General features: G+C 45.5%; 28 protein-coding genes. 24 read left to right on the top strand and 4 right to left on the bottom strand.

Annotated elements, in window-relative coordinates:
- Position 1: 1 nt before the first annotated feature.
- The 6 genes from AB1I49_RS09510 to AB1I49_RS09485 all read left to right on the top strand — a co-directional run bounded on the left by AB1I49_RS09510 (position 2) and on the right by AB1I49_RS09485 (position 3,747).
- Positions 2-436, top strand: coding sequence for a septation protein SpoVG family protein (locus AB1I49_RS09510; protein ID WP_316610038.1), 435 nt, complete (start codon positions 2-4; stop codon positions 434-436).
- 72 nt (positions 437-508) lie between these two features.
- Positions 509-1,324 carry a hypothetical protein gene (locus AB1I49_RS09505; RefSeq protein WP_407720838.1) on the top strand — a complete coding sequence of 272 codons (816 nt, stop codon included), beginning with the start codon at positions 509-511 and terminating at the stop codon, positions 1,322-1,324.
- 63 nt (positions 1,325-1,387) lie between these two features.
- Positions 1,388-2,548, top strand: a complete 1,161-nt coding sequence (locus AB1I49_RS09500; RefSeq protein ID WP_407720837.1) for a hypothetical protein — start codon at positions 1,388-1,390, stop codon at positions 2,546-2,548.
- Position 2,549: 1 nt separating this feature from the next.
- Positions 2,550-2,888 carry a hypothetical protein gene (locus AB1I49_RS09495; RefSeq protein WP_407720836.1) on the top strand — a complete coding sequence of 113 codons (339 nt, stop codon included), beginning with the start codon at positions 2,550-2,552 and terminating at the stop codon, positions 2,886-2,888.
- Positions 2,885-3,226: a hypothetical protein gene (locus AB1I49_RS09490; RefSeq protein ID WP_407720835.1), complete on the top strand. Its 342-nt coding sequence runs from the start codon at positions 2,885-2,887 to the stop codon at positions 3,224-3,226. Before AB1I49_RS09495 ends, AB1I49_RS09490 begins: the two co-directional genes overlap by 4 nt.
- 50 nt (positions 3,227-3,276) lie before the next feature.
- Positions 3,277-3,747 (top strand): pyridoxamine 5'-phosphate oxidase family protein, encoded by a 471-nt coding sequence (locus AB1I49_RS09485; RefSeq protein WP_407720834.1) that lies wholly within the window; start codon positions 3,277-3,279, stop codon positions 3,745-3,747.
- A 30-nt stretch (positions 3,748-3,777) separates the two neighbouring features.
- Here the strand turns inward: AB1I49_RS09485 and AB1I49_RS09480 are convergent, their stop codons facing one another.
- The 4 genes from AB1I49_RS09480 to AB1I49_RS09465 all read right to left on the bottom strand — a co-directional run bounded on the left by AB1I49_RS09480 (position 3,778) and on the right by AB1I49_RS09465 (position 7,847).
- On the bottom strand, positions 3,778-4,062 hold the full coding sequence (locus AB1I49_RS09480) for an IS66 family transposase (protein ID WP_407721677.1): 285 nt from the start codon (positions 4,060-4,062) through the stop codon (positions 3,778-3,780).
- A 107-nt stretch (positions 4,063-4,169) separates the two neighbouring features.
- The gene (locus AB1I49_RS09475) at positions 4,170-6,014 is read right to left on the bottom strand and encodes a dockerin type I repeat-containing protein (RefSeq protein ID WP_407720832.1); all 1,845 of its coding nucleotides are present in this window, start codon (positions 6,012-6,014) and stop codon (positions 4,170-4,172) included.
- Positions 6,015-6,148: 134 nt separating this feature from the next.
- Positions 6,149-7,594: an IS66 family transposase gene (gene tnpC, locus AB1I49_RS09470; RefSeq protein ID WP_407720831.1), complete on the bottom strand. Its 1,446-nt coding sequence runs from the start codon at positions 7,592-7,594 to the stop codon at positions 6,149-6,151.
- Positions 7,595-7,631: 37 nt separating this feature from the next.
- Complete coding sequence (locus tag AB1I49_RS09465; protein WP_407720830.1) at positions 7,632-7,847, bottom strand: hypothetical protein; 216 nt, start codon at positions 7,845-7,847, stop codon at positions 7,632-7,634.
- Between the two features lie 46 nt (positions 7,848-7,893).
- On the opposite strand from AB1I49_RS09465, the gene AB1I49_RS09460 reads away from it, so the two are divergent.
- The 18 genes from AB1I49_RS09460 to AB1I49_RS09375 all read left to right on the top strand — a co-directional run bounded on the left by AB1I49_RS09460 (position 7,894) and on the right by AB1I49_RS09375 (position 22,500).
- A complete protein-coding gene (locus AB1I49_RS09460; RefSeq protein ID WP_407720829.1) occupies positions 7,894-8,751 on the top strand; it encodes a hypothetical protein in 858 nt (285 codons plus the stop codon).
- Between the two features lie 110 nt (positions 8,752-8,861).
- Entirely contained in the window at positions 8,862-9,680 is an 819-nt protein-coding gene (locus AB1I49_RS09455) for a hypothetical protein (protein ID WP_407720828.1), read from the top strand.
- 19 nt (positions 9,681-9,699) lie between these two features.
- Positions 9,700-13,881 (top strand): SpaA isopeptide-forming pilin-related protein, encoded by a 4,182-nt coding sequence (locus tag AB1I49_RS09450; RefSeq protein ID WP_407720827.1) that lies wholly within the window; start codon positions 9,700-9,702, stop codon positions 13,879-13,881.
- Complete coding sequence (locus tag AB1I49_RS09445; protein ID WP_407720826.1) at positions 13,881-14,237, top strand: DUF7768 domain-containing protein; 357 nt, start codon at positions 13,881-13,883, stop codon at positions 14,235-14,237. The genes AB1I49_RS09450 and AB1I49_RS09445 overlap by 1 nt, the downstream gene beginning before the upstream one ends.
- On the top strand, positions 14,218-14,550 hold the full coding sequence (locus tag AB1I49_RS09440; RefSeq protein WP_316610295.1) for a DUF3852 domain-containing protein: 333 nt from the start codon (positions 14,218-14,220) through the stop codon (positions 14,548-14,550). The genes AB1I49_RS09445 and AB1I49_RS09440 overlap by 20 nt, the downstream gene beginning before the upstream one ends.
- 127 nt (positions 14,551-14,677) lie before the next feature.
- Positions 14,678-15,007 (top strand): helix-turn-helix domain-containing protein, encoded by a 330-nt coding sequence (locus AB1I49_RS09435; protein WP_316610297.1) that lies wholly within the window; start codon positions 14,678-14,680, stop codon positions 15,005-15,007.
- 134 nt (positions 15,008-15,141) lie between these two features.
- Positions 15,142-15,666 carry an SLOG family protein gene (locus AB1I49_RS09430; RefSeq protein WP_407720824.1) on the top strand — a complete coding sequence of 175 codons (525 nt, stop codon included), beginning with the start codon at positions 15,142-15,144 and terminating at the stop codon, positions 15,664-15,666.
- Between the two features lie 61 nt (positions 15,667-15,727).
- Entirely contained in the window at positions 15,728-15,952 is a 225-nt protein-coding gene (locus AB1I49_RS09425; RefSeq protein ID WP_316610301.1) for a hypothetical protein, read from the top strand.
- Positions 15,953-16,013: 61 nt separating this feature from the next.
- Positions 16,014-16,301, top strand: a complete 288-nt coding sequence (locus AB1I49_RS09420; RefSeq protein WP_407720823.1) for a DUF6809 family protein — start codon at positions 16,014-16,016, stop codon at positions 16,299-16,301.
- 141 nt (positions 16,302-16,442) lie between these two features.
- A complete protein-coding gene (locus AB1I49_RS09415; RefSeq protein WP_407721675.1) occupies positions 16,443-17,321 on the top strand; it encodes a conjugal transfer protein TrbL family protein in 879 nt (292 codons plus the stop codon).
- 16 nt (positions 17,322-17,337) lie between these two features.
- Positions 17,338-17,598 (top strand): hypothetical protein, encoded by a 261-nt coding sequence (locus AB1I49_RS09410; protein ID WP_316610307.1) that lies wholly within the window; start codon positions 17,338-17,340, stop codon positions 17,596-17,598.
- Positions 17,599-17,712: 114 nt separating this feature from the next.
- Positions 17,713-18,360 (top strand): MobP3 family relaxase, encoded by a 648-nt coding sequence (gene mobP3 / locus AB1I49_RS09405; RefSeq protein ID WP_407721673.1) that lies wholly within the window; start codon positions 17,713-17,715, stop codon positions 18,358-18,360.
- A 16-nt stretch (positions 18,361-18,376) separates the two neighbouring features.
- Positions 18,377-19,162, top strand: coding sequence for a tetratricopeptide repeat protein (locus AB1I49_RS09400; protein ID WP_407720822.1), 786 nt, complete (start codon positions 18,377-18,379; stop codon positions 19,160-19,162).
- A gap of 215 nt (positions 19,163-19,377) precedes the next feature.
- Positions 19,378-20,784 carry a recombinase family protein gene (locus AB1I49_RS09395; protein WP_407720821.1) on the top strand — a complete coding sequence of 469 codons (1,407 nt, stop codon included), beginning with the start codon at positions 19,378-19,380 and terminating at the stop codon, positions 20,782-20,784.
- 11 nt (positions 20,785-20,795) lie between these two features.
- Positions 20,796-21,398 carry an integrase gene (locus AB1I49_RS09390; protein WP_407720820.1) on the top strand — a complete coding sequence of 201 codons (603 nt, stop codon included), beginning with the start codon at positions 20,796-20,798 and terminating at the stop codon, positions 21,396-21,398.
- Positions 21,399-21,411: 13 nt separating this feature from the next.
- Positions 21,412-21,876, top strand: coding sequence for a hypothetical protein (locus AB1I49_RS09385; RefSeq protein ID WP_407720819.1), 465 nt, complete (start codon positions 21,412-21,414; stop codon positions 21,874-21,876).
- Positions 21,869-22,252, top strand: a complete 384-nt coding sequence (locus AB1I49_RS09380; protein WP_407720818.1) for a hypothetical protein — start codon at positions 21,869-21,871, stop codon at positions 22,250-22,252. Before AB1I49_RS09385 ends, AB1I49_RS09380 begins: the two co-directional genes overlap by 8 nt.
- Positions 22,249-22,500: a helix-turn-helix domain-containing protein gene (locus AB1I49_RS09375; protein ID WP_407720817.1), complete on the top strand. Its 252-nt coding sequence runs from the start codon at positions 22,249-22,251 to the stop codon at positions 22,498-22,500. The genes AB1I49_RS09380 and AB1I49_RS09375 overlap by 4 nt, the downstream gene beginning before the upstream one ends.
- Positions 22,501-22,528 lie beyond the last annotated feature (28 nt).

Here is a 22,528-nt window from a genome sequence, read left to right as displayed (position 1 = left end):
CATGGCACAAACAAACAGAAAGAATTATCAGAGGAACAATCAGAATCAGCAGCAGCGGAAACCAAGTACGCCGCATATCAGTGCAAAAATCGACAAGCTTTTGAACAGCGACGGCAACACGCGCGCCTACGCCAGTGTGAATATCGCCGGAGCCGTGGCGATTCACGGATTGCGTGTGATTGATTCGCGTAAGGGTGTGTTCGTGTCTATGCCGACGCGCTCATACACAGACAGCAACGGCAATACGCAGTATAGCGAGATTGCTCACGCAGTCACCAAAGAAACACGCGAAGCCATCAACACAAAGGTTCTTGAAGCGTACAATCAGGCACTTCAGCAAAGCGAAAGCAACGGCTTCACCGAGATGGATGTGGACGATGATTTGCCGTTCGACGAGGATGAGGGCGACAGTATGGGTTTTGCGCCGAGTATGTAAAAAAGTATCCGATTTTGTCTGGACTTTCAAAAGCACCGTGTATATACTGCTCGTTGAAAGGAGGCTGACTGTATGAAAAAGTTAGCGATCATCATAGCCATCTTAATGGCAGCGAGCAGCATATGCGCCTGTTCACAGGCAGAAAAAGCGAATCCCATCCAACAAAAACCAACGTATTCCGCGACGGCGGATGAAGCGAAAAGCCGCATAAATACTGATGTTTTCGGCACCGAAACAGCCAAAACGGAAAACGCCGAGAAATCGCCTGTGTCGGCTTTTCAGGAGCCTTCGGGCATGTACCCGACCACGGCGGAAAAAGCCGACGTTGGGCAAATGTCGCGCCAACAGGGCGGCGTTTCGGAGAACGACGGGAGTATGCAGAACAGCGAAAGCTCAGTGAACCAAAGCTCAGGAGGTTCGGGTGAAAACACTCCGAAACAGAGCGGAAGCAGTCTGAGCAGCAGCCAGAGAACTACCGAAAAGCCGCAGAGCAAACCCGCTCCGAAGCCTACTCAAGCGACTCAGCCCAAAGCAACGGAAGCACCGAAGCCAAAGCCTACTCCTACTAAAGCTCCCGAGCCTGAAGAAGAACCAGCAGAGCCGCCGACGGAAAGGAAATACCTCGACTATAATCAGGTAGTCAGCAACCTAATCGGTTACGGACAGAGTCTCGGTATGGTTTACAACGGCTCTCTTGGCATCGGCAACTCGGGATGGTTCCCGCCGACGGATATCAGCGGTTACACCGATACCGACGCGGCGACGGCGGCTTGCTACGGCGACGTCGATTACGTCCCGTACTACTATGCCGGAATGGGCGCGGAGCCGTCAGATATTATGTTCAACGTCGTCGCAAGCGGCGGTCAAATCTATGTAGTATACGGATAAATAATAATCAGAATCCCCGAATCAGCGATGGTTCGGGGATTTCCAGATAGGAGATGAAAAACATTGTATATTTCAGCACACATCAGCTATAACGGGAACTCTGTGAATATCGATTTCCCCGTCAGCGACGAAATGCTTAACGTCATTCTCGAAAATTCGGAAATGCCGACGGACACCACCCAACTGTTCTTTGTCGAGGACGTTCATTATCCGTTGGAGCTGTCGGCTTTGAATGCGCAGACTGTTAATCTCGACGAGCTGAACTTCCTCGCAAGGCGGCTTGATTCCTTTACCGAAGAAGAGATTGAACAGTTCTTTGCTGCAACCGAGCATGAAAACGCTCAAAGCCTGAAGGATATGATCAACCTAACCTATAACCTCGACAAATTCACGCTCATCAAGAACGTCGGCGATATGACAAAGGTCGGCAGAGATTACACGCTCAACACCGAGGGGTGCGTACCGGCAGATTCACGATATGATGCAAAGTACGCCGAAATAGGCAGAAAGCTTCTCGCATCAGGACGCGGAATCTTTACCGAGCGCGGATTGCTGTTTGTTGAGGATAAGCCGATCGAGGAAGCCTATGACGGCAAAATCTTTCCGGGCTTTGCTTACCAATCGTTCATCGTCAATGTCGATGTGGAGTACAAGGGCAGATACGAGAGCTTGTTCCTGCCTGAATCGCAGCTTGCCATAGACAAGGCAGTACGCAGGCTCGGCGCGGAATCCATTGACGACTGCGATTTGTCCAGTGAATACGGAAATCCCAATTTCAGTCGTTTCTCCGTCCGATTTGAGGAAATACTCGACAACGAGGGCATTGACGCTCTGAACGAACTTGCGTATGAGCTTAACACCTATGACATAGATACCGAAAAGCTCGATGCCGCGATGGAGATGACGGACGTTAAATCCTCAAAGAACATCATCACGCTGATCAATCACCTTGACGAGTTTGAATGGCTGAATGATATCAGCTACGGCGACTATGAGGGTGTCGGAAGGTTCTTCGTGGAAAGCGATTATTACGACGAGTATGAAATCAGCGATGAACTGTGCGATTATTTCGACTTTGCAGAATTCGGCGCACATATGGCTGATGAAAAAAGCGGTCAATTTGTAAACGGCGGCTTCATTTTCTGCGATGTAGAGGACGGGCTTGATTCAATTATGGACAAGCTCGAGGATGAGAGCAGCTCGATGACGATGGGAGGAATGTAGCGTGAGCAAGCTGTTTTCAAGAGTAAGCCTGACCGCCGATAACGGCTCTACTGACGAATATCTTTGCCCGGGAATGCCTGACACCGAGGAACAGATCACCGAAACCGACGGTTACTGTGATTTCATCGAGGATAATCCCGACGCGGAGAGCGTCACCGTAGATGTTGAGCACTACATTTACGGCGAGGGCGAAAGCGAAAACGCTGATGAGGATGATATCGCGGAATTTGAAAAGCGCGGTGAGGATTTTCTCAACAGCGATGAGGTGGATTATTTGGACAATAACCGGTTCATCATCCCGACCGGCGACGAGGGCTTTTCTATGGAGGAAATGACATGAGCGTGATGTTTTCAAAGGTGACGCTGACCGCCGACAACGGCAGCGCCGCCACACTTCTCTGCTCAGGCTCACCCAAGGATCATTACGATTTGGAGGACTGGACGATCTATCAGAAATTCATGTCGGACAACCTCAACAGCAAATCCGTCAAAGCCAAGGTCGATACCTACCTCTATGGCGAAGGCGAGGTCTTTATCGCCAACGAACACGAGGTCGCCGCGTTTACGGGCAGAGGCGAAAAGTTTCTTCACCATCCCGACGTGCATTGGCAGGGCAGCTCGGAGTTCACGGTTTATCCGCCTATAATGAAATCTCAAAATTTCATGGACAGCCTCTGAATTATCTGATATAATGATTCAAGCACAAATCGGAATTTTCGGAGGAAATAATGAGAAGAAAAGATAGAGAGATTACTGACAAAAGCTCTATAGAGGACTTTATTTCAAAACACCAAATAATCAGAATAGGTTTAATTGATAATGGCGAAGTATATATTGTCCCTGTGAATTACGGATACACATGTTCAAATGGAGCATATACTTTTTATTTTCACGGAGCAAAGGCAGGAAGAAAATATGAACTTGCTAAATCAAATCCATCCGTTGGATTTGAAATTGACGGAGAATATAAACTCATAATTTCAGAAACTGCCTGCGATTGTTCAGCTCAATATCAAAGCGTTATAGGTAACGGAATTCTTTCTATAGTGAATAATGAAGAGGAATGTGCAAAAGGTTTAAATTATCTTATGTTGCAGCTTACAGGCAAGAAGAATTATGAGTTTTCGAAAGCGATGTTGAGTTCAGTTGCTGTTTTCAAGCTTGAAGTAAAAACTCTATCGTGTAAAGCTAAATTCTGATTTCTACAATTAAAAAACAACTGTAACTACTCAGCACCCCAACTCAAAAACCTGATTGGTTAAACCCGATAAAGCCTTCTTAACCGCGTGATAAGAATCAAACCCGTTTTTGCGGGCGGTGCTGATGAACGACATTAAGCCCATGTATTCCTCTGCGCCGGTTCTGCTTCTGAAGCAGCCGCAAACCTTGGCCTTTGTTTTGATGTTGCGGATATCGCGCTCGGCTTGATTGTTGTCGAACGGAACACCGAGCTTTTCTAAAAACAGGCAGACTGCTCCCTTGTATTTTTTGAGCCTGTCGATGAGCGCTAGAATTTTACCGCGTTTCTCGCGCAGGCTCTTGTTGACTTTGGACTGACAAAAAAGACGGAATTATTTGCAAAAAAGAGCGGCTCCACAGAGCCGCTCTCACAAAAACATATTTATAAAGCTGGAATCAATTCCGCAACGTACTGCTGCAAATGTGTTGCGTCGTCGATAGCGATTATCCCGTCGCCGTTCACATCTGCCGCCTCTTGAATAAAGGTACTCTCTCCGAGCAGCTCCGCAATATAAAGCTGAATAACGGTCGCGTCGCTGACGTCAACCGTTCCGTCGCTGTTCACATCGCCTGCCAAGTTATGAAACGGTGTACCGCAGGGCAGTGTGCCGTCGAACACATAGCCGGACGGCGGCAAAACATTGGTATTTTTGTCGACATGCATTGCCGCCACCTGCTCCTTTGTCAGCGTCATTTTATCCAAATATTGCTGTGCCACCAGTCCCTGCTTCACCAACTCCGCTGTCTTCTTATAGTCGGCGCAGCCGGAAGCAACAAAGTCATTATCAATAATCCAACGCTGTGTATCACTGTCGTAGTTAAATCTTGCGCACTGCGGTTTTTCGGTAATGCTTTTGACAATGGTCTTTCTTTCGAATTTACCGATTTTGTAACTGTATTCGTACCGGTGCTCATATTCAATTTGCGGAACGGTGATTTCGGTAAACAAAATGTCGGAGGTAGGGTGATTTTCAAAGGTTTCGCCGGGAACAAACTTTTTCCATTTGTCGACGTATCTTCCGTCTGCCCAAATATCCTTGGTATAGCCCAAATCGCCGCCCCAATACACGCAGTTGCCGAGCTCGAAGGTTTCAGCGAAAAATTCCGTTCCACTGCCCTTGGAGTATAGGTAGGTATATACGGGTTTCGAAGTGTCACGCTTGCCGTCCACAAAACTGGCACTGCCTGCCACGCGCACCCATGCGCCCTCGCCGACGGTGTCGGCCATTTGCTTCCATGTCAATTCGTCGTCACGAGGAATGTCGTCTTCAACGGATAGCTTGGCATACCGTTGCAATCGGTCACGGGCGCTGTCCAACGTAAAACTCGTGCCGTTTTCACCGAATGTGATATACTCAATATTTTCCTCGTCGATTCCCTGCCCTTTGCCTCTACCGGTTCCACCGTAGCTTTTGGTAACACCGTCACAGGTAAAATCAACAAGGTAGTGGTAGTTTTCATTCCATTGATAGGTCGATGTGCTGTCGAGCTTTTCGGACACTTTTATCATCATGAGGGGAAAGCCAAAAGAATCGTAGAGGAAGGGATAAATAACCGTCGCAAACAGCGTCTTGGAATCCTTCCTCTTATAAGGGCTGAAAATATGCAGACCTTGGTCAATATGACCGACTGCTGCCGCCATCCAGTAGTCATTGGTCCTTTCGAGCGTACCGCGCAAATAGGAACCGCTGTACAAGCTAATGGAAGAAAAGCCGTCTTGCACTGCGTCCATCTTGTCAAAAAAGCTGTCGCCGGCAGCATAGGTTTCAACCAGATAGTCTGCAATACCCTCCAGCCGCGGCAGTGTAAATGTCTTGCCGGTATTTTCCCATATTCGGCTATAATAGTAGTCGTACTCTTTGTCTCCTGCCTGCAGCATCATTTCGCCGCCGTCAACCATGTTGTCGGATCTGAAAATATATCCGCCGTTAACGCGCAGCGTTTCGGGATTGTCATAGTGAATATCTGCAAATGCATAATCACAAAACGATATGGACCCCTCAGTGCCGTAAACGGTCGTTTGGTCGATAAACTGAAACGAGTCTGGATCGGGGTTATCGGTTTTGACAAAGAAATACTGATTAAACGGCTGTAACAACGGTGTAATTTTGTAGCTGTACTGTGCCACTTCTTCCGCAATGGTCTGCGCTGCCGCTGCCGGCACTGCGCAAAATACCACGGTCAACAAAATCGCAGCGGCAAGAATAACGGATACACCTTTTTTCATAGATACTCCTTCTTTCTAATGATGGTTCTACTGGTATTATAGCACAATTTTCCCTTTGGTGCTATGCTAATTTTTTCTTTTTTCATAGAAAGAAGGCGTAAACAGCGGCTGTTTTTTACAAATTATGTAACTACTCAGCACCCCAACTCAAAAACCTGATTGGTTAAACCCGATAAAGCCATCTTAACCGCGTGATAAGAATCAAACCCGTTTTTGCGGGCGGTACTGATGAATGACATTAAACCCATGTATTCTTCTGCGCCGGTTCTGCTTCTGAAGCAGCCGCAAACCTTGGTCTTTGTTTTGATGTTGCGGATATCGCGCTCGGCTTGATTATTGTCGAACGGAACACCGAGCTTTTCTAAAAACAGGCAGACTGCTCCCTTGTATTTTTTGAGCCTGTCAATGAGCGCGAGAATTTTACCGCGTTTTACTCTGCCGCGTTTTTTTCTGACAGGTTCCGCAATAGGATTCTGCGCGTATGCTTCTTTTATTATGACGTCGTATTCGCGTTTGTATTTTTGAATTGTAAACACGCTGAGATAATCTTTTCCTGCCGCGATCGCCTTGTCTTTTGCTCTTTTCATACGCAAAAGATGTTCCTTGAATTTTCTCGCCCATGCTTGCTCCGGGTGATTTTCTGCAATTCCGTTCAGCTCTCTCAGAAGATGAGCGCAGCATACAGAATGCGTCACATCGTTAAACTTCCAATAGGAAGTCCAGCAATCGTGGACGATGATACCGCGATAATCAGGAAGAATTCCAACGGATTTTATGCCTTCGTAACCACGCTTTTTGCTGACAGTCATATATGTGTAGCTTCCGTTTGCAACATTGTGAACCCAATGCAGCTTGCCGTCTATGTTGGTTCCCGTTTCATCGCAATGAACCAACGGAGTTTCAGAAAGCTTTTGACGTATTAGTTCAAGTGCCGGCTTTACTTTCTCTGCACAACGGCTTACGATATTCTTAATCGTACCGGTTGAAAGAGGTATGTTGAATACGCCGCCTAATATTTCATGAATTCTGTTAACGCTGACCGCACCTACGGTATTGAAAGCGACAACCAGAGCTTGCAGATTCTTGCCGTATTGTACATTTGCTTTTACATCTTTGGGAAATGCTCCTGTTTTGGATTCACCGCAAAGAGGGCACACTTCGACACAGAGTTTTTCGTGAGCGGTGATATTTACCTCAACTACTGCGTCAATGACGTTCCGCGTCTCCTTAACGCAAGCCTTTGAAGCGCACTTATCCCGATACGGGCAGGAAGTACAGTCGGTGTGCATATACCTCTTGATTTCGTCGGGCTTGGAAAGTACAGCAAGATGGGTTCCTTGATGTCCTTTCTGTCCGCCGCGTTTCTTACCGCTTTTTTCACGCAGGCTCTTAGGAGCTTTCTTAAAACCGTCAGATGATGGCGGTTTGGAGCTGTTGCCTGAGTTCTTGTTAAGCTGCTCACGCAATTCTTTGATTGTCGCATTGAGTTCGTCTATGGTTTGATTAAGCTTTTCAATTTGCTCTAACTGCATTTGATTCTGCTTCATCAACGACTCAATAAACTCTTGTGTAATCGGCATTTGCTCCACCACCTTCGTTACCGATATTATACCAGAATTAACGAAGTTTGGCTATACCGCGCCCTGTTGACGGTTGTACATTTTGACGAACCTGATTATTAAGAGGCGTTTTTAGTGCCTCTGGAGAGCATAGCGTTTGACCAATTTGTAATTCTTTCATCTGCATGCCTGCTATTCGATATTTCAAAATTTCTTTTGTGCAGGTATACAATTTTTGTTGTTCTGAATAGTTACAAACAACTTTTTGAGCCATAGGGTTATCACACCTTGTGGCTTTTCTTTTTTGGAGGTGAAACCAAATGATACTCACAGCAATAGTTCAAACAAAGGCCGGTACGCTTGTCGTGGATCTGCCGCGCGACCGCATTGATTTGGAGATGAAGATACGATCTGTCGGCATCGAGCGTTTATCAGACCAAATCCATATTATCGATGATGAAGAAAAGAGCGATATCAGCGTGAAGCTGTTCGGCGAAAGTGATATCGGCAGGCATTTGTCATTGCTATTTAACGAAAACTATACTCTGTTTGATGTCAACAAGACCATGCAGTTTGTGGCGAATTCCGTTGAGGATATCCGCGACGATTTGGAGATGAATATCATTCACGACCAGTATGACACACCTGCGGAGCTTGTCGGCGATATCGAGCGCATGACTGATGAAGTCGGGCAGTACACCGAAACCTTCTATTTTCCGCTTGTCGGCAATATGGAGGATGACGACGACGGCGAACAATACGAAGTCGGCAACCGCTATCTCCGTTATTATGAATATGAGATTCGAGAGCTGCTTCAAAAAGAGCAGGATCTCGACGGCACGAACATGAAGGATTACTTCTACGATGATGATAACGCGCAGAAGAAAATGGTTTCATGCCAATGGGATGTCGTTGACCGAAACAACACCCTCTACGGCAAGGTCGAGTTCCGGCTCAGAGAGCCGTTTACGGCAGAAGAAAAGGAGCTTGTGCGCAGCTGGTGCATTGGACAGGCTGCAGATGGCTTAGGCGAAGGGCTCGAACAGCGCCCGATCGAAACCGAGGACGGCGACCTGTACGTTTCAATGTGGAACAGCGGCGACGACTATTTCATGTACGACGAGGACGAAATGAACGATTACCTTGCCCAACAGCAGGGCGGCGTAATGACGCAGTAAAAAGAATAACTTGGAAAGGTGATGATGATATATATGATTCAGATAACACAATAGCTTTATCAATCGGCAGAGGACGACCTCTGCCTTATTTTTTTGAAAGGATGATTGAAATGAAAAGAAATAACTTCACAACAGTTATTGTCAGCGTGGTGCTGCTTGTTTCTGTAATCTTTTCCTCGCTGGCAGCCATACCTGCATCGGCGGCAACCGTTACGTCTGACAGCAGCGTCAGCTCAGGCCGGGACTGCGCAACGCCCCATATCGACGTTACTTCGATTCATCAGAGAGGACAGTCGATCGGGTTCCGTTGGAACAGGGTAATCGGCGCGTCACGTTACAGGGTTTTCTACAGAGACGGCAACGGCACATGGCGAAACCTTGGTGATACAAGCGATAATCAGTGGTATGACCACGATTTGTCCAGAACCTGCAAGGGCGCTATCTACACAGTTCGCTGCGTATCAAATGACGGCAAGAGGTTTATCTCAGGGTATGACGCAGGCGGCGTTGGAACGAAATGCTGGTATTACTCCACGCCAAATGTCGAGTATGTCAAAACCGTCAACTGGAACAAGGCATATGTCTTTTTTGAGGGTAACCCGAACGTGATAAACGATGGCGGCCGCTTTCAGATCTACATGAAGAAGGGCAAAAACGGTAACTGGACAAGAATCGGTTCTACCATAGAAAAGTGGGAGCAGACTCCCGAGGTGCGCACCGATTACGACGGCAAGAGGTATTACCCTATGTGCTACCGCGCGGTAATTACCAATGATTCCGTTCCTTATCCGGGTGAGACCTACTACTATACCGTTCGCTGTATCGGATACGCGAACAAGCTGCTTGATAATGGCAGAGTAGGATACGGCGAGATATTTATAAGTCAATATAACAACAGCGATGAATACTACATTCATCACGCAAAATAACCGATGAAAGGAAATGCTTATGAACAAATGTTTATCAACAACAAAGCTGACAAGAGCCGGCGCGATTATTCTCGCGGCCATCACGCTCCTGTCGACTATCTTCATTATCCCCGCGAGTGCCAAAACAGGCGATTCGGTAACCGTCTCCTTTGATTATTGCTACGACATGGGAGATAATGTCATCACCTTCTACGATGACGTCTATAACGGCGATGTATGCGTCGGTTCTTATGGCGAAGCGCTGTGCCGGATTTATGCCGATGACAAGGATGCCTACTGCATTCAGCCCGGCTACAGTCTGCACGCAGGCAACGAGCTTTATGAGAACTATTCCGATGTGTGGGATAACATGAGTACCGACAAGCAGAAGGCCATCAATATTGCCATGCTTTACGGCAAGCCCGGCAGCGAAGATAAGCTTGAGGGTACGAGCGGTCAGAAGTGGATCGCTACACAGCTTATTATCTGGGAACTGGCGACAGGCTGCCGTGAAACATCCGCGGGATTCAAGCGTACAGATTCCAAGTATATTGACGCGTTGACCGCAGGCGATCACAACCCCGGCGTGGAGTACGTTTATAATTCCATTGTCAGAGCTATGGAAAACCATCACACGGTTCCTTCCTTTGCATCCATTTTTACATCCAAAGCCCCGACATATACAATGGATTTCAGCAACGGTGCGTATTCCGTAACATTAACGGATGAAAACGGAGTCCTTTCCGATTTCGACTATAAGTCAAGCGGAGATATTGATGTGGATGTTGCCGGTGATAAGATTACGCTTACTACGAAATCACCAATCACAGAAGCGGCAACTCTGTCAGTCAACAAGTCAATTCCTCATGTGTCTGATAATTCAGTGTTGATTGCATACGGTGATTCCGATCTGCAGGATGTCATTGTCGGAGTCGGTAAGCCCGACCCCGTACCGGCTGTTATTAAACTTGTAACAAATGCAGGCAACCTTAAGCTTGTGAAAACATCCGAGGACGGAATTGTCGGCGGCATTGAATTTACCATCACAGGCGATAACTTCAAGCAGACGGCAAAAACCAACGACAAGGGCGAAATCCTTATTGCGGGTATCACTCCCGGAACATACACAGTAACTGAAGCAAAATCCGACAAATATGTTGCTCAGGCACCGAAAACAGTGACTGTTGAAAACGGAAAGACCGCGGAAGTAAAGTTTCATAATACTCTCGACAAGGGTGGTCTGAATATTATCAAGACGTCTGATGACGGAGTCGTAGCAGGTATTGAGTTTACTATCACCGGCAAGAACTACACAAAAACAGTTAAAACAGATAAAAACGGTAATATCAGCCTGCCCGATATTTTGCCCGGTACCTATACGGTTACTGAAGCAAAATCAGATAGGTATATTGAACAGGCGCCCAAGACAGTAACTGTTGAAAACGGTAAAACTTCAAGCGTTGAGTTTCACAACAAGCTGAGGACAGGCGGCGTTGAGATCATCAAGACCTCCGAAGACGGCGTTGTCGCGGATATAGAATTCACTGTAACCGGTAATAGCTTCACTAAGACAGCCAAGACCGATAAGGACGGCAAGATTCAGCTCACAGGTCTGATTCCCGGCAAATACACCGTGACGGAGACTCCCTCCGATAAGTATATTGCTCAGGAGCCGCAGGCAGTTACTGTTGAGTACGGCAAGACCGCAAGCGTGAAGTTCAACAACAAGCTGAGGACAGGCGGCGTTGAGATCATCAAGACCTCCGAAGACGGCATTGTCGCGGATATTGAGTTTACTGTAACCGGTAATAACTTCAATAAGACAGCAAAGACCGATAAGGACGGCAAGATTCAGCTCACAGGTCTGATTCCCGGCAAATACACCGTGACGGAGACTCCCTCCGATAAGTATGTTGCTCAGGAGCCGCAGACAGTTACTGTTGAGTACGGCAAGACCGCGAGCGTGAAGTTCAATAACAAGCTGAGGACAGGAGGCGTTGAGATCATCAAGACCTCCGAAGACGGCGTTGTCGCGGATATCGAATTCACTGTAACCGGTAATAACTTCAATAAGACAGCAAAGACCGCTAAAGACGGCAAGATTCAGCTCACAGGTCTGATTCCCGGCAAATACACCGTGACGGAGACTCCTTCCGATAAGTATGTTGCTCAGGAGCCGCAGACAGTTACAGTTGAAAACGGCAAGACTGCGACGGTTTCTTTCAAGAACGTGCTCAAAAAGTCTGAAATCATCATCGTGAAAAAGGATGCTGAAAGCAAGAAAACCATTCCGCTCGCAGGCTTCGGCTTTAAGATTCAAAAGCCCGACGGCAGCTTTGCCGCTATTGATAAAAAGGACGTATTCTTTACCGATAACTCAGGCACTATCAAGCTCCCAATCAAGCTCGCCTTCGGCAGCTACAAGCTTGTTGAGGTTCAGGCAGGAACGGGATATGTGCTCGACGGGACACCGATCAGCTTTACCGTAGACGGTACAAAAACTGTTATTGAGCTTGTAAAATACAACAAGGCCGAAAAAGGTACTATCACTATCTATAAGACCGGCGATATTTTTGCGTCCGTCAACGAAGAAGAAGTAACCGAGCCGACAGAAGCGACAGAGGAAACAACCATTCCCGAAGCGCCTACGGCTCCCGAAGCACCTACGGCTCCCGAAGCTCCGACAGCGCCCAATGTTCCCTCTTCGCCTTCAGATAATCTTATCACACCAACTGCTCCGGCTGAACCGACCGCTCCCACAGCTCCCGCAAGGCCGACCGACCCCTCTGAGCCGGACGACAGAAAGTCCGTTATCAAGTACCAGCCTGTTTACAAGAACATCGAACTTGCCGACGCAGAGTTTACCATTACGGCCGCGGAGGATATTACAACGCCGGATGGAACGGTTCACTTCAAAAAGGGCGATGTTGTTGATACCGTCACCACCGGCAAGAACGGAACAGCCAAAACCAAGGAGCTTTATCTCGGCAAGTACACGATCACCGAAACAAAGAGTCCCTTTGGCTACGTTACCAATCCCGAAACCTATACCGTAGAAATCAAATACGCCGGACAGAATATCGAGGTAACCAACACCGATCTCAGGATCAAGAACATCCGCCAGAAAGCGGAAATCACCTTGCAGAAGGTTCTCGAAAAGTATGATCTTCTCGGCATCGGCGACAACGGCGAGATTGCAAATGTCACGTTTGCACTCTTTGCCGATGAAGAAATTGCCGCAGCGGACGGCAATGTTATTCCCAAGGACGGTCTGATCGAGATTATCAACTGTGATGAGAATGGCAAGGTGCGCTTTAACTCTGAGATTCCTTTCGGCAAATACTATGTTCAGGAGTATTCCACCGACCAGCACTACATTATCGACAGCACAAAATATCCCTTTGAGTTCACCTATACTCCCGATACCGACGTGCAGCACTTCGATATCACGAGCGAAAAGGAAATTATCAATGAGCTTAAGCGCGGCACCGTTTATACCACAAAGGTTGACGAGGAATATCCCGAAAACAAACTCACAGGAGCTGTCTTTGAGATTTACGCCGATGTTGACGGCGATAAGCAGTTTGATCCCGAAGTGGATAAGCTCGTCGGCGAGATGAAGGAAGTCCCCGTGAAAATCGGCGATTATTACTTCACCAACCTTCCCGTCGGCGGCTTCTTCCTCTACGAAAAAGAAGCTCCTGCCGGCTTCGAGAAGGACGACAATTACTACTACTTTGAGATCACTGAGGACGGCGACGAGGTTACCGTCGAAAACAAGGCGGGCGTTGGTTTTGTCAACAAGCCCACCACAGGTGAGCTTGAAATCACCAAGACGGATGTAGCCACAGGCAAGCTTCTTCCCAAAGCCGGCTTCCGTATCAAGGACGCCGACGGCAAGGTCGTCGCAGAGGGCTACACCGACGAGAACGGTATTGCAAAGTTCAAGCTCCGCGCGGGTAAATACACCTACGAGGAATTCGATGCACCTGAAGGCTATATTATCGACACTACTCCGCACGAATTTGAAATTACCGAGAATGGTCAGGTAATCAAGGCTGAAATGACAAATGTAAAAGAGGCAACTCCCGATACGCCCCAGACAGGCGACTCAAGCATGAGCGGCTTCTTTATCGGCCTCGGCGCTCTCGCTCTCGGCGGCATCGCCGCGTGTGTGATTCTCTTCCTGAAAAGGAAGAAGGATGACGGTGACGATGAATAATGTTGAAGAAGGTTTACATCTGCGCACCGCTCAAGGATAACGTCAGAGAAAACCTGAGAAAAGTCAGAAAATATACCGAATACGCGCTCAGATGCGGCACAGCTCCTGTTGTGCCGCATTTTTACGCCCTCTGTCTGAACGATAAGAAGGAAAATGAAAGAAAAATCGGTATGAAGGCAGGTCAGAGCCTGCTGTGGTTCTGTGACGAATTATGGGTTTTTGGCGATGTTATCACCGAAGGAATGCAGGCTGAGATTCAGTTCTGCAAAACCATGAATATCCGTATCCGTTATATTAACGATAATGATTTGCGGAAGAAATTAGGAGGGATAAATTATGAAAATGAAAAGAATTAGCGCGATAGCCTGTGCTTTCGTAACGCTGATCTTGATTGCGGTTTCATGCCTGACTGTATTCGCCGCCGGTGACATCTCAGGCGCAATTGAGAGCACATGGAACGATGCTAAATCTCAGATCGAAAGTGTTGTAAACAATGTGGTTTTTCCTGTACTGGATATGATTCTCGCCATTCTTTTCTTCGTGAAGGTGGGATCAAGTTATTTTGAATACAGAAAGCATGGGCAGTTCGAGTTTACGGCACCGGCAATACTTTTTGCTTGTCTGATTTTCACGATCACCGCGCCGCTTTATATCTGGACAGTCATTTAGATCTGAAAAGTTTTTCACATAATATTGTATCTATAGCATACAGTATGTGCGGAATATGCTCTGTTGAATTGTGCCTTAAACCGTTATACTATTCATTAGATAGAGTATAAGAAAAGAGTTGAAGCGCATGATTGATAAAAGAATTGGCAGACGAATAAAGCAACGCAGAGAAGAATTAGGCATTACTCAGGAGGATTTAGCTGAGAAACTCGGATTACCCGCGCATTATCTTTCGACCGTTGAACGCGGCGCGACATTTCCGAGAATTGAAAGGCTGATTGATATTATCAACGGTCTGGACACATCGGCTGATGCCATCTTTTGCGATGTTATTACCCGCTCTTCGGATTCAAGAGCCAGTATTTTGTCGGAGCAGATCGGCAACCTTCCGCTTGAGGAAAGAAATAAGATTCTTGATATGGTCGAACTGATGATTCGTCAGGCCAAAAGCGAATAACATGGAGCTGCGTGAAAAAACACGCAGCTTTTTTTATTTTGCGGTCAAATTTCGACAGACTTTGACATTCGTTTGTGATATACTGTGTGTAAGAGATACACAATGTATCAAATAAACACAAAAGGATGAGAAGTATGGATACGAAAATTACTTGCTGTTTTACAGGACACCGACCGAAATCCCTTCCGTTTGGCTATGATGAGCAAAACCCACAGTGTATTAGAATGAGGTTTTTGATATGGAATCTGCTGAACAAGCTGATAACCGAAAAAGGTGTTACACACTTTATCTCGGGCATGGCATTGGGAATCGACCAAATCTGTGCCGAAGTTGTTCTCGAACTGAAGGCAAGGCACCCTGAAATCACATTGGAATGTGCATTTCCGTGTGAAACACAGGCGGTAAAGTGGAGCGAGTCACAGCGCGAAAGATACTATCGGATCGCAGAACAATGCGACAAGGAAACCATGCTCCAACACCACTACGATAAGGATTGTATGCAAAAGCGGAATCGGTATATGGTGGATTCAAGCGATATCATCATCGCAGTTTGGAATGGCAAACCAAGCGGTACAGGCAATACGGTTCGATATGCACAGGAGCAAGAAAAAACGGTGATCGTCATTGATCCCCAAACCTTAGAAACAAAAATCATATAGCGGTATCAGCCGTCGGGAGTGTGTTGCTTCTGACGGCTGTTTTACTGCAGAAAGGAAACAAATGACTGAATTAGGTGCAGTTTTCATAGGTATCATCATCGGTGTAATTTTGATGCTTGGGATTTGCGTGATGCTTTACGTTTACGCAAAAATCCTGAATAAGATAAGATCATTCAAAGAGTGTGAGCGCAAGGCTTATGCCGGCATGAAAGAAAGGGCGCAGCGTAAATACGACGAGCTGAATGCCCGGATTTCCACTCTTGAAAAAAACATGAAAACACCGTAAAATATAGCTGGACATTAAGGTAAAGCTGTAGTATTGTTGTTGGCTGAAAGGAGGCGGCAATATGGACTTTTTCAAGGAGTTTTACAACGGAGAAATCAATCCCGCGGAAGAAATAGCCGTGGATATCGCAGGCGATTCAAAATATAAAGAATTATTATCCAAGCTCTCGCAAACCGCGAAGCTGTCCGAGGGTCTGGATGATGAAGCTCAGAGAATCATCGGACAGTACCGAGAGGTGTTTGAAGACCTTATTAATCTGCATGAGCTTCATGCCTTCAAGATGGGTTTTATCCGCGGAGCCGAATTAAGACAAGCAACAATTGATACCAATAACAAACCGTCTGTGTAGTAATACATAGGCGGTATTTTTATGATCAAAACAGAGCGGTCGCCATAATTGGCGGCCGCGTCTGTTTGAGAGGAAGTGACAATATAAATGTTCGATTGGATAAGCAGAATCGTTGAAGCTATATCCAACTCTATCGGCAGCATGGTGAGTTTTCTTGGCACAGAAATCGCAAACGCTGTGTTCGATGCGATTCTCAAATGGTTTTATGAGATCATCTATAACGCTGTAGCTGATTTCTTTACTGAAATGGGAAAAATGGGCGCCGAAATGTTCGACCTGAGCTGGGTGCAGGCGACCGTAACTTTGTTCACATATTTTGGCTGGGCGCTGTTTGCCGCAGGAACCGTCGTTGCCGTTTTTGACGTAGCGGTAGAATACCAAAGCGGCAGAGCGAATATCAAGACGGCCTCTATCAATGTCATCAAGGGCTTCTTTGCCTGCTCGCTGATTGGAATCGTCCCGATAGAATTATACAAATTCTGTATTGCGCTGCAAAACACATTTGCACACGGTCTCACCGGATTGATGGTAAGCGGCAAAACAGTTGACCTTGCAGGCGAAAGTACGTCTGTTCTGGAAGGCTGCTTTAAGGTATCAAATCAGACTTCATACAATCTGTTTAATATTTTGTGCCTGATAGCCTTTGCATACTGCGTTATCAAAATATTCTTCCAGAACATCAAGCGCGGCGGCATTCTTTTGATTCAGATGGCGGTCGGTTCTCTGTATATGTTTTCGGTTCCGAGAGGATACACAGACGGCTTTGTGCAGTGGATGAAGCAAGTGGCGGCAATATGTCTGACAGCGTTCATGCAGACAACTATTCTATACCTTGGGTTGCTGACATTCCCCGATAATATGCTTCTCGGCATGGGAATTCTGCTGTCGGCAAACGAGGTACCGAGGATTGCCCAGCAGTTCGGATTGGACAGCTCGGTCAAGGTCAATATGATGAGCGTAGTTCATGCGACCACAACTGCCGTTAACCTGACACGCTCTGTGGCACGTTCGGTAAAATAGAAATCGGAGGAATAAAATGACAACATACATCTATCCGCAGAATTTGCGCGCCAAGGCTAATCTTTGGCTGTGGAGTCTGCGTGATTTTTTAATCATGGGCATTGCCGCTTTGCTTTCAGTTGTGATTTTGGTGCAGACGCACATTTTCCTTCCCGCGGCGGCGACCTTGCTCTACGGTTTTCTCAGCATCAGACTTGATGATACAACAATCATCGATTATCTGAGATATGCCGTCAAATTCTTTATTTCAACCCAGCAGCACTTTGAATGGAGGTGACCAAGGTGGCAAAAGAAATGAAACTGAAAAAGAAGAAAGGACGCTCAATACAGCAGCTCATCGGCATAAAGACCTTCACCAAAAGCGGAATTAAAGTCGGAAAGGACGAGCTTTATTTTTTCGCTGTTAGAGTACGAGGATTACACAGCCAAGCCGACTGTCGGCAACGCTTCCGAGCTGATATCAAGAGCGTTGGAGGACGCAGCCGGAAGTATTCTCGACGAAAAAACCTACGCAGACTACATAGCGACCCGACCTAGAGCACAGCGATTTGGCGCTCACGGACTATTCACCGACGACGGTACTCCTGTGAATCTTAGGAAGGTTTCCCATGAACTGAACCGTCACGAGGGCAATGTTTGGACGGCGATCATCTCTCTCAGACGCGAAGACGCAGAGCGTTTGGAGTATGATTCGGGAGAACGATGGCGCGATATGCTGCGCGCTCATGCAGATGAATTCGCGGCACAGTTTCATATACCGAGACAAAAGCTCCGGTGGTTTGCTGCGTTTCACAACGAAAGCTACCATCCTCATATCCATATGATTGTCTATTCAACCGACAAATCAGTCGGATATCTCACAAAAAAAGGAGTAGAAAATCTGCGTTCCTCTCTCGGCAGAGAGATATTTGCCAACGATTTAGTGACGAAATATAAAGAACAAACCGCTCATCGTGACTCACTTCGCAGCGAAAGCAAGGAGCTTGTCGCAAATATTATTGCTCAGATAAAGCATCGAATATCGAAAAGATCTCTTTAATGATGATAACGCAAAATTGGCGTTTCATTGGGCTGAAGAGTCAGCAAAACAAAAAGATTCTTATGGTCTGGCGTTATTAGCAGATTGTTATTATTTAGGTATTGGAACTGAGGCGAATCATAAAAAAACCGCTGAATTATATCAACTTGCTGCTGATCAAGGAAACGCTGGCGCTATGACTGCATTAGGCTGTTTGTATTCAATGGGTGACGGGGTTGAAAAGAATGAAAAAGCGGCGTTCGATTTGTTCATTGAGGCAGCAGGACAAGATGAATGGCGTGCTCAGGAGCACCTGAGTATTATGTATCGTGATGGAATATGCGTTAAAAAGGATGAACAGTTAGCTTTTGAATGGATGAAAAAGGCCGCTAAAGTTGAGAATTATGAAACTCAATCATTATTAGGTGAATATTACATTGAAGGGATCGGAACCGAGAAGAATATCGAAGAAGGTTTGCGGTTACTTAATATATCAGCGAACCAAGGATATTACAGTGCTCAATTTGTACTTGGTATGTATTATCTTGAGGGCAAATACCTTCCTCAAGATGTTAATAAGGGGTTAGAATTGTTAGAAAAAGCAGCTGAACAAAATTATCGTGGAGCTCAAGAAATACTAGGGTATTGCTACTTAACCGGAGAATATATTGGTGAAGTAAATCTGATGAAGGGCTACGCGTTTATGCAACAAGCAGAACAGAATGGTAGTGAATACGCTAAAAATATGTTAAAGTCTTTCAGAACAACAATGGAAAGTGTATTTAATGCTCTTGAAACTACAGGGAAGAAGGGAGGAAACTAACAAAATAGAATAGTGATATTATAAACTTTCAAAGCCTACAGGTGGATTTTTTGTTTTCCGCGCTGTAGGCTTTTTTTTGTATAATCAGTTGCAGAAAACAAGAATTACATACGAAAGGTATTTTGTTTTCCGAAAATCGAAGAAGCATTTATTAACTAGCATCAAAGAAAGAGAGGGGATGCCTATGAATGCTATAATTCAACGCTAAGACTAGAATGATAATCAGAAAAGAGAAAGGAAAAGGTAGAAAAATGTCAATAAATAAACACAGAGCATCGCAACAGAATTATGCAAATAGATTATCTGCTTCTTGGCAACAAGCACGAGATGGATTGATAGCTGAATACATTCGAGGAGTACTGATAGAATGGGACGATCAACTTAGATATCTTCAACGTCTGATTATGCGTGCTGAAGATGATTGGTATATCGAAAGAGCAGGCAGATACATAAAATACGCACCGTTGGAGATCAACAAATCGGAAGCACTTATCGTGAATTTTATTTTTGACGCGTATCTTATAGGATGGTCAAAAGAAAGAATCGCTGATTTTCTAACCGAAGCAGGTTGCCGTACAAAGACAGGATCAACAGAATGGCGAATGGGTTCGATAAACTATATTCTATCCAATGAAAGATACTGCGGAGATGTACTGACATGGAAAACCTTTACTTCGGATTTGTTTAATCATAAGCATAAGAAGAACAATCAGGATAGAGATCAGTATCTCTACAAAAATCATCATCCGGCAATTATTTCAAGGGAAAAGTTTGAATCAGTTCAAGTGTTGCTGGAAAAACGTAAACAGCACATGCGTGGTATTTTACCGGTTTTCAGCGTCGTGAATGACGGTATATTCAGGGGTTATGTTCCTATCAATCATCATTGGGTGAACGATGATCCTAACATCTACTATGATATATCAAACAGCGTATCCCAAAAGATAAAATACAGAAAAATATACAAGAGAACCGTCAGCGCATTTGATTTGGAAGGATACCAGGTGGTTCGTAATCAATTTACTCAAGTACGGTATGAAGGTCCTGCTGTTTCAATTTCAAACCGGAATATTTCCTTTAATCTGTTTTGCATGAGAAAGTTTGCGAATGTTGGAAATATCCAGCTTCTGCTTCATCCGACAGAGCGAAAAATTGCGATACGTCCTTGCCGCGAGGATGATACGCACAGTATCACATGGCGTCCTGATCCAGAGAAAAAGATTTATTCCAAGACGCTGAACTGTCAACATTTTGGGGCAGCGTTATTCAGTATTATGGAATGGAATCCGGATTATGTTTATAAAATCAGAGGGCTTTGGGCGCAGCGTGGAGATGAGCAAATTATTGTTTTTAACCTGACAAAAGCGATTCCCGCGATTCTGATTATGACCGAAGAAGAACAGTCCCGGAAAAGAGTTGAGGTTTGCCCTGATGAGTGGGCTGATGATTTTGGTGAAGATTTTTATGACCACATTATCGAAAATAAGTTTTACTATCTCGCGCTTACTACAGAATGGCAAACCTACGCCTCATGTGTTCCCGCGCCAGGTATTGAACAATACGCAGGATCAAACGAGGAAGAATTACAAAGAAATCTGGAAAACCTCATGAACAGGAGTTGAGTTACAGGATAATGGACAGCATTTTAGAAAATATTATAACTAACGCAAATTCCATTCAGGAAAGTGAGGATGATACAGAGGAAATAACCGATCTCGCCGGATTTCAGGTAACAAAAGCTGAACTGTTCTCGCACACCCGCGAGCCGGCGGTCACGATATGGGAAAACCGTATTAAGTTCAACATGGCTTGCTTGCGAAAGTTCCCGGGTGTTACCCATATTCAGATTTTAATTCATCCCGAACAGAAAAGACTGATCATACGCCCTTGCAAAGAAGATGCGCCTGATTCGCTGCGGTGGGCGCGGGGAGGCGGTAACAAAGAACTCGGCAACAGAGATTTGTTGTGCAGAATATTCGCACGAAAAGTATTCGATCTAATGGGTTGGGATACTCAGTACCGCTACAAGATGCTGGGAAAGCCCGCCATTTACAACGGTGAAATGCTGTTTTTATTCAAGCTTACCGATTTTGAGCTGTTTATTCTCGGAGGCAAGCGAAAACATTCATATTTGCCGGAGGACTGGCGGGATTACTTTGGGGTTCCGGTCGAAAACCATGAGGAATCCTATAAAATAGACCTTGCCGAAGGATATATTACCACAGACAAGGCATAGGGAGATTATTTGAATGACAGATTTATCAGACGAAATACAGGAAATCAATCTTGAGGGGTTTCAAGTGGTCAGCGGAGATTTGTTTACAAATTATACAAGAACAAGCAATCCTACTGTTACTCTTTGGCACAGCAGCATTTCATTCAGCAAGGCTTCTTTGACATTGCTAAACGGCTGCGAAAGAATACGCGTAGAAATCAATCCGAACTCAAAATGCTTGCTGATTGTGCCCGTCACAATTAAGGACAAGGATAATATTCACTGGGTAAAAGGGATTAAAGACCCAGTTCCGAGAAAAATGGAATGCAAACGCTTTACATCTCACTTATATAAAACATGGAGTCTTGATCCTGAATTTGTATATAGGACTATCGGCAGAGTTGTAACCGCAAAAAACAAGGTGATGATCCTTTTCGATTTCAATAAGGCTGAATCGTGGAAACAAAGCAGTAAAGCAAGGAGCCGAAAAAATGAGTAACAGCTATATTTCTTTCTATTTGAAAGCCTATCGAATTCATGTATTCACAGACACGCTCCGTGCGATTGATTCTCCAAAACGCATCTGCTTTTTAGTTGACAAAGATATCAAACATTTGGCAATTACTCCCTATCACATGAGAGATCTTAAATCCCACAGTGTACCTGATGATGTGTATAGCGGAAGTAATAGTTTGGAAATAAGCAGTTTTCCGTTATGTCAACTGATTTCTAAAAAACTGAATTGGGAATTCAATTGTTCGTATCGTGTTTTAGGTAAGGTTGGCAAAATCAGCAGTGGACAAAAAGCAGTGGTGTTTGATCTTACATATGCAGAAAAAATCAAAGACACAAAGAACGGACAGGCAAACGAATGATCAGTCAGAGCGATTTTTACAAAGTTGTGATATGTTCTCATAGTATTCTAAAGCAGCAACGAATCTCTCTTGATCTCACACAACAGGAAGTTGCCGATCGTGCCGCTATTCCTCTCCAAAGCTATCAGCAATTTGAAAGCGGAACCCGTGACATCACGCGAGCGTCTTTTCGTTTGGCGTGTAGAGTATTCGAGGCGCTCGAACTGAATCCTCGTGATTTTTATAACGGAGAATGCGCTCTGAAATAGTATTATCCTTTGTTGACAAATTCAAATA

The sequence above is a fragment of the Ruminococcus sp. NATIVEDY160 genome (assembly GCF_045819885.1).
Lineage (GTDB): Bacteria > Bacillota > Clostridia > Oscillospirales > Acutalibacteraceae > Ruminococcoides.
Note: the sequence above shows the minus strand (reverse complement) of the source record. Positions and strands in the feature narration are given on the sequence as shown.

Coding starts and splice junctions, on each gene's coding strand:
- AB1I49_RS09510 (WP_316610038.1), top strand. CDS start 2: ATGGCACAAACAAACAGAAAGAATTATCAGAGGAACAATCAGAATCAG.
- AB1I49_RS09505 (WP_407720838.1), top strand. CDS start 509: ATGAAAAAGTTAGCGATCATCATAGCCATCTTAATGGCAGCGAGCAGC.
- AB1I49_RS09490 (WP_407720835.1), top strand. CDS start 2,885: ATGAGCGTGATGTTTTCAAAGGTGACGCTGACCGCCGACAACGGCAGC.
- AB1I49_RS09485 (WP_407720834.1), top strand. CDS start 3,277: ATGAGAAGAAAAGATAGAGAGATTACTGACAAAAGCTCTATAGAGGAC.
- AB1I49_RS09475 (WP_407720832.1), bottom strand. CDS start 6,014: ATGAAAAAAGGTGTATCCGTTATTCTTGCCGCTGCGATTTTGTTGACC.
- tnpC (WP_407720831.1), bottom strand. CDS start 7,594: ATGCCGATTACACAAGAGTTTATTGAGTCGTTGATGAAGCAGAATCAA.
- AB1I49_RS09465 (WP_407720830.1), bottom strand. CDS start 7,847: ATGGCTCAAAAAGTTGTTTGTAACTATTCAGAACAACAAAAATTGTAT.
- AB1I49_RS09460 (WP_407720829.1), top strand. CDS start 7,894: ATGATACTCACAGCAATAGTTCAAACAAAGGCCGGTACGCTTGTCGTG.
- AB1I49_RS09455 (WP_407720828.1), top strand. CDS start 8,862: ATGAAAAGAAATAACTTCACAACAGTTATTGTCAGCGTGGTGCTGCTT.
- AB1I49_RS09450 (WP_407720827.1), top strand. CDS start 9,700: ATGAACAAATGTTTATCAACAACAAAGCTGACAAGAGCCGGCGCGATT.
- AB1I49_RS09445 (WP_407720826.1), top strand. CDS start 13,881: ATGTTGAAGAAGGTTTACATCTGCGCACCGCTCAAGGATAACGTCAGA.
- AB1I49_RS09440 (WP_316610295.1), top strand. CDS start 14,218: ATGAAAATGAAAAGAATTAGCGCGATAGCCTGTGCTTTCGTAACGCTG.
- AB1I49_RS09435 (WP_316610297.1), top strand. CDS start 14,678: ATGATTGATAAAAGAATTGGCAGACGAATAAAGCAACGCAGAGAAGAA.
- AB1I49_RS09430 (WP_407720824.1), top strand. CDS start 15,142: ATGGATACGAAAATTACTTGCTGTTTTACAGGACACCGACCGAAATCC.
- AB1I49_RS09425 (WP_316610301.1), top strand. CDS start 15,728: ATGACTGAATTAGGTGCAGTTTTCATAGGTATCATCATCGGTGTAATT.
- AB1I49_RS09420 (WP_407720823.1), top strand. CDS start 16,014: ATGGACTTTTTCAAGGAGTTTTACAACGGAGAAATCAATCCCGCGGAA.
- AB1I49_RS09415 (WP_407721675.1), top strand. CDS start 16,443: ATGGTGAGTTTTCTTGGCACAGAAATCGCAAACGCTGTGTTCGATGCG.
- AB1I49_RS09410 (WP_316610307.1), top strand. CDS start 17,338: ATGACAACATACATCTATCCGCAGAATTTGCGCGCCAAGGCTAATCTT.
- AB1I49_RS09395 (WP_407720821.1), top strand. CDS start 19,378: ATGATAATCAGAAAAGAGAAAGGAAAAGGTAGAAAAATGTCAATAAAT.
- AB1I49_RS09390 (WP_407720820.1), top strand. CDS start 20,796: ATGGACAGCATTTTAGAAAATATTATAACTAACGCAAATTCCATTCAG.
- AB1I49_RS09385 (WP_407720819.1), top strand. CDS start 21,412: ATGACAGATTTATCAGACGAAATACAGGAAATCAATCTTGAGGGGTTT.
- AB1I49_RS09380 (WP_407720818.1), top strand. CDS start 21,869: ATGAGTAACAGCTATATTTCTTTCTATTTGAAAGCCTATCGAATTCAT.
- AB1I49_RS09375 (WP_407720817.1), top strand. CDS start 22,249: ATGATCAGTCAGAGCGATTTTTACAAAGTTGTGATATGTTCTCATAGT.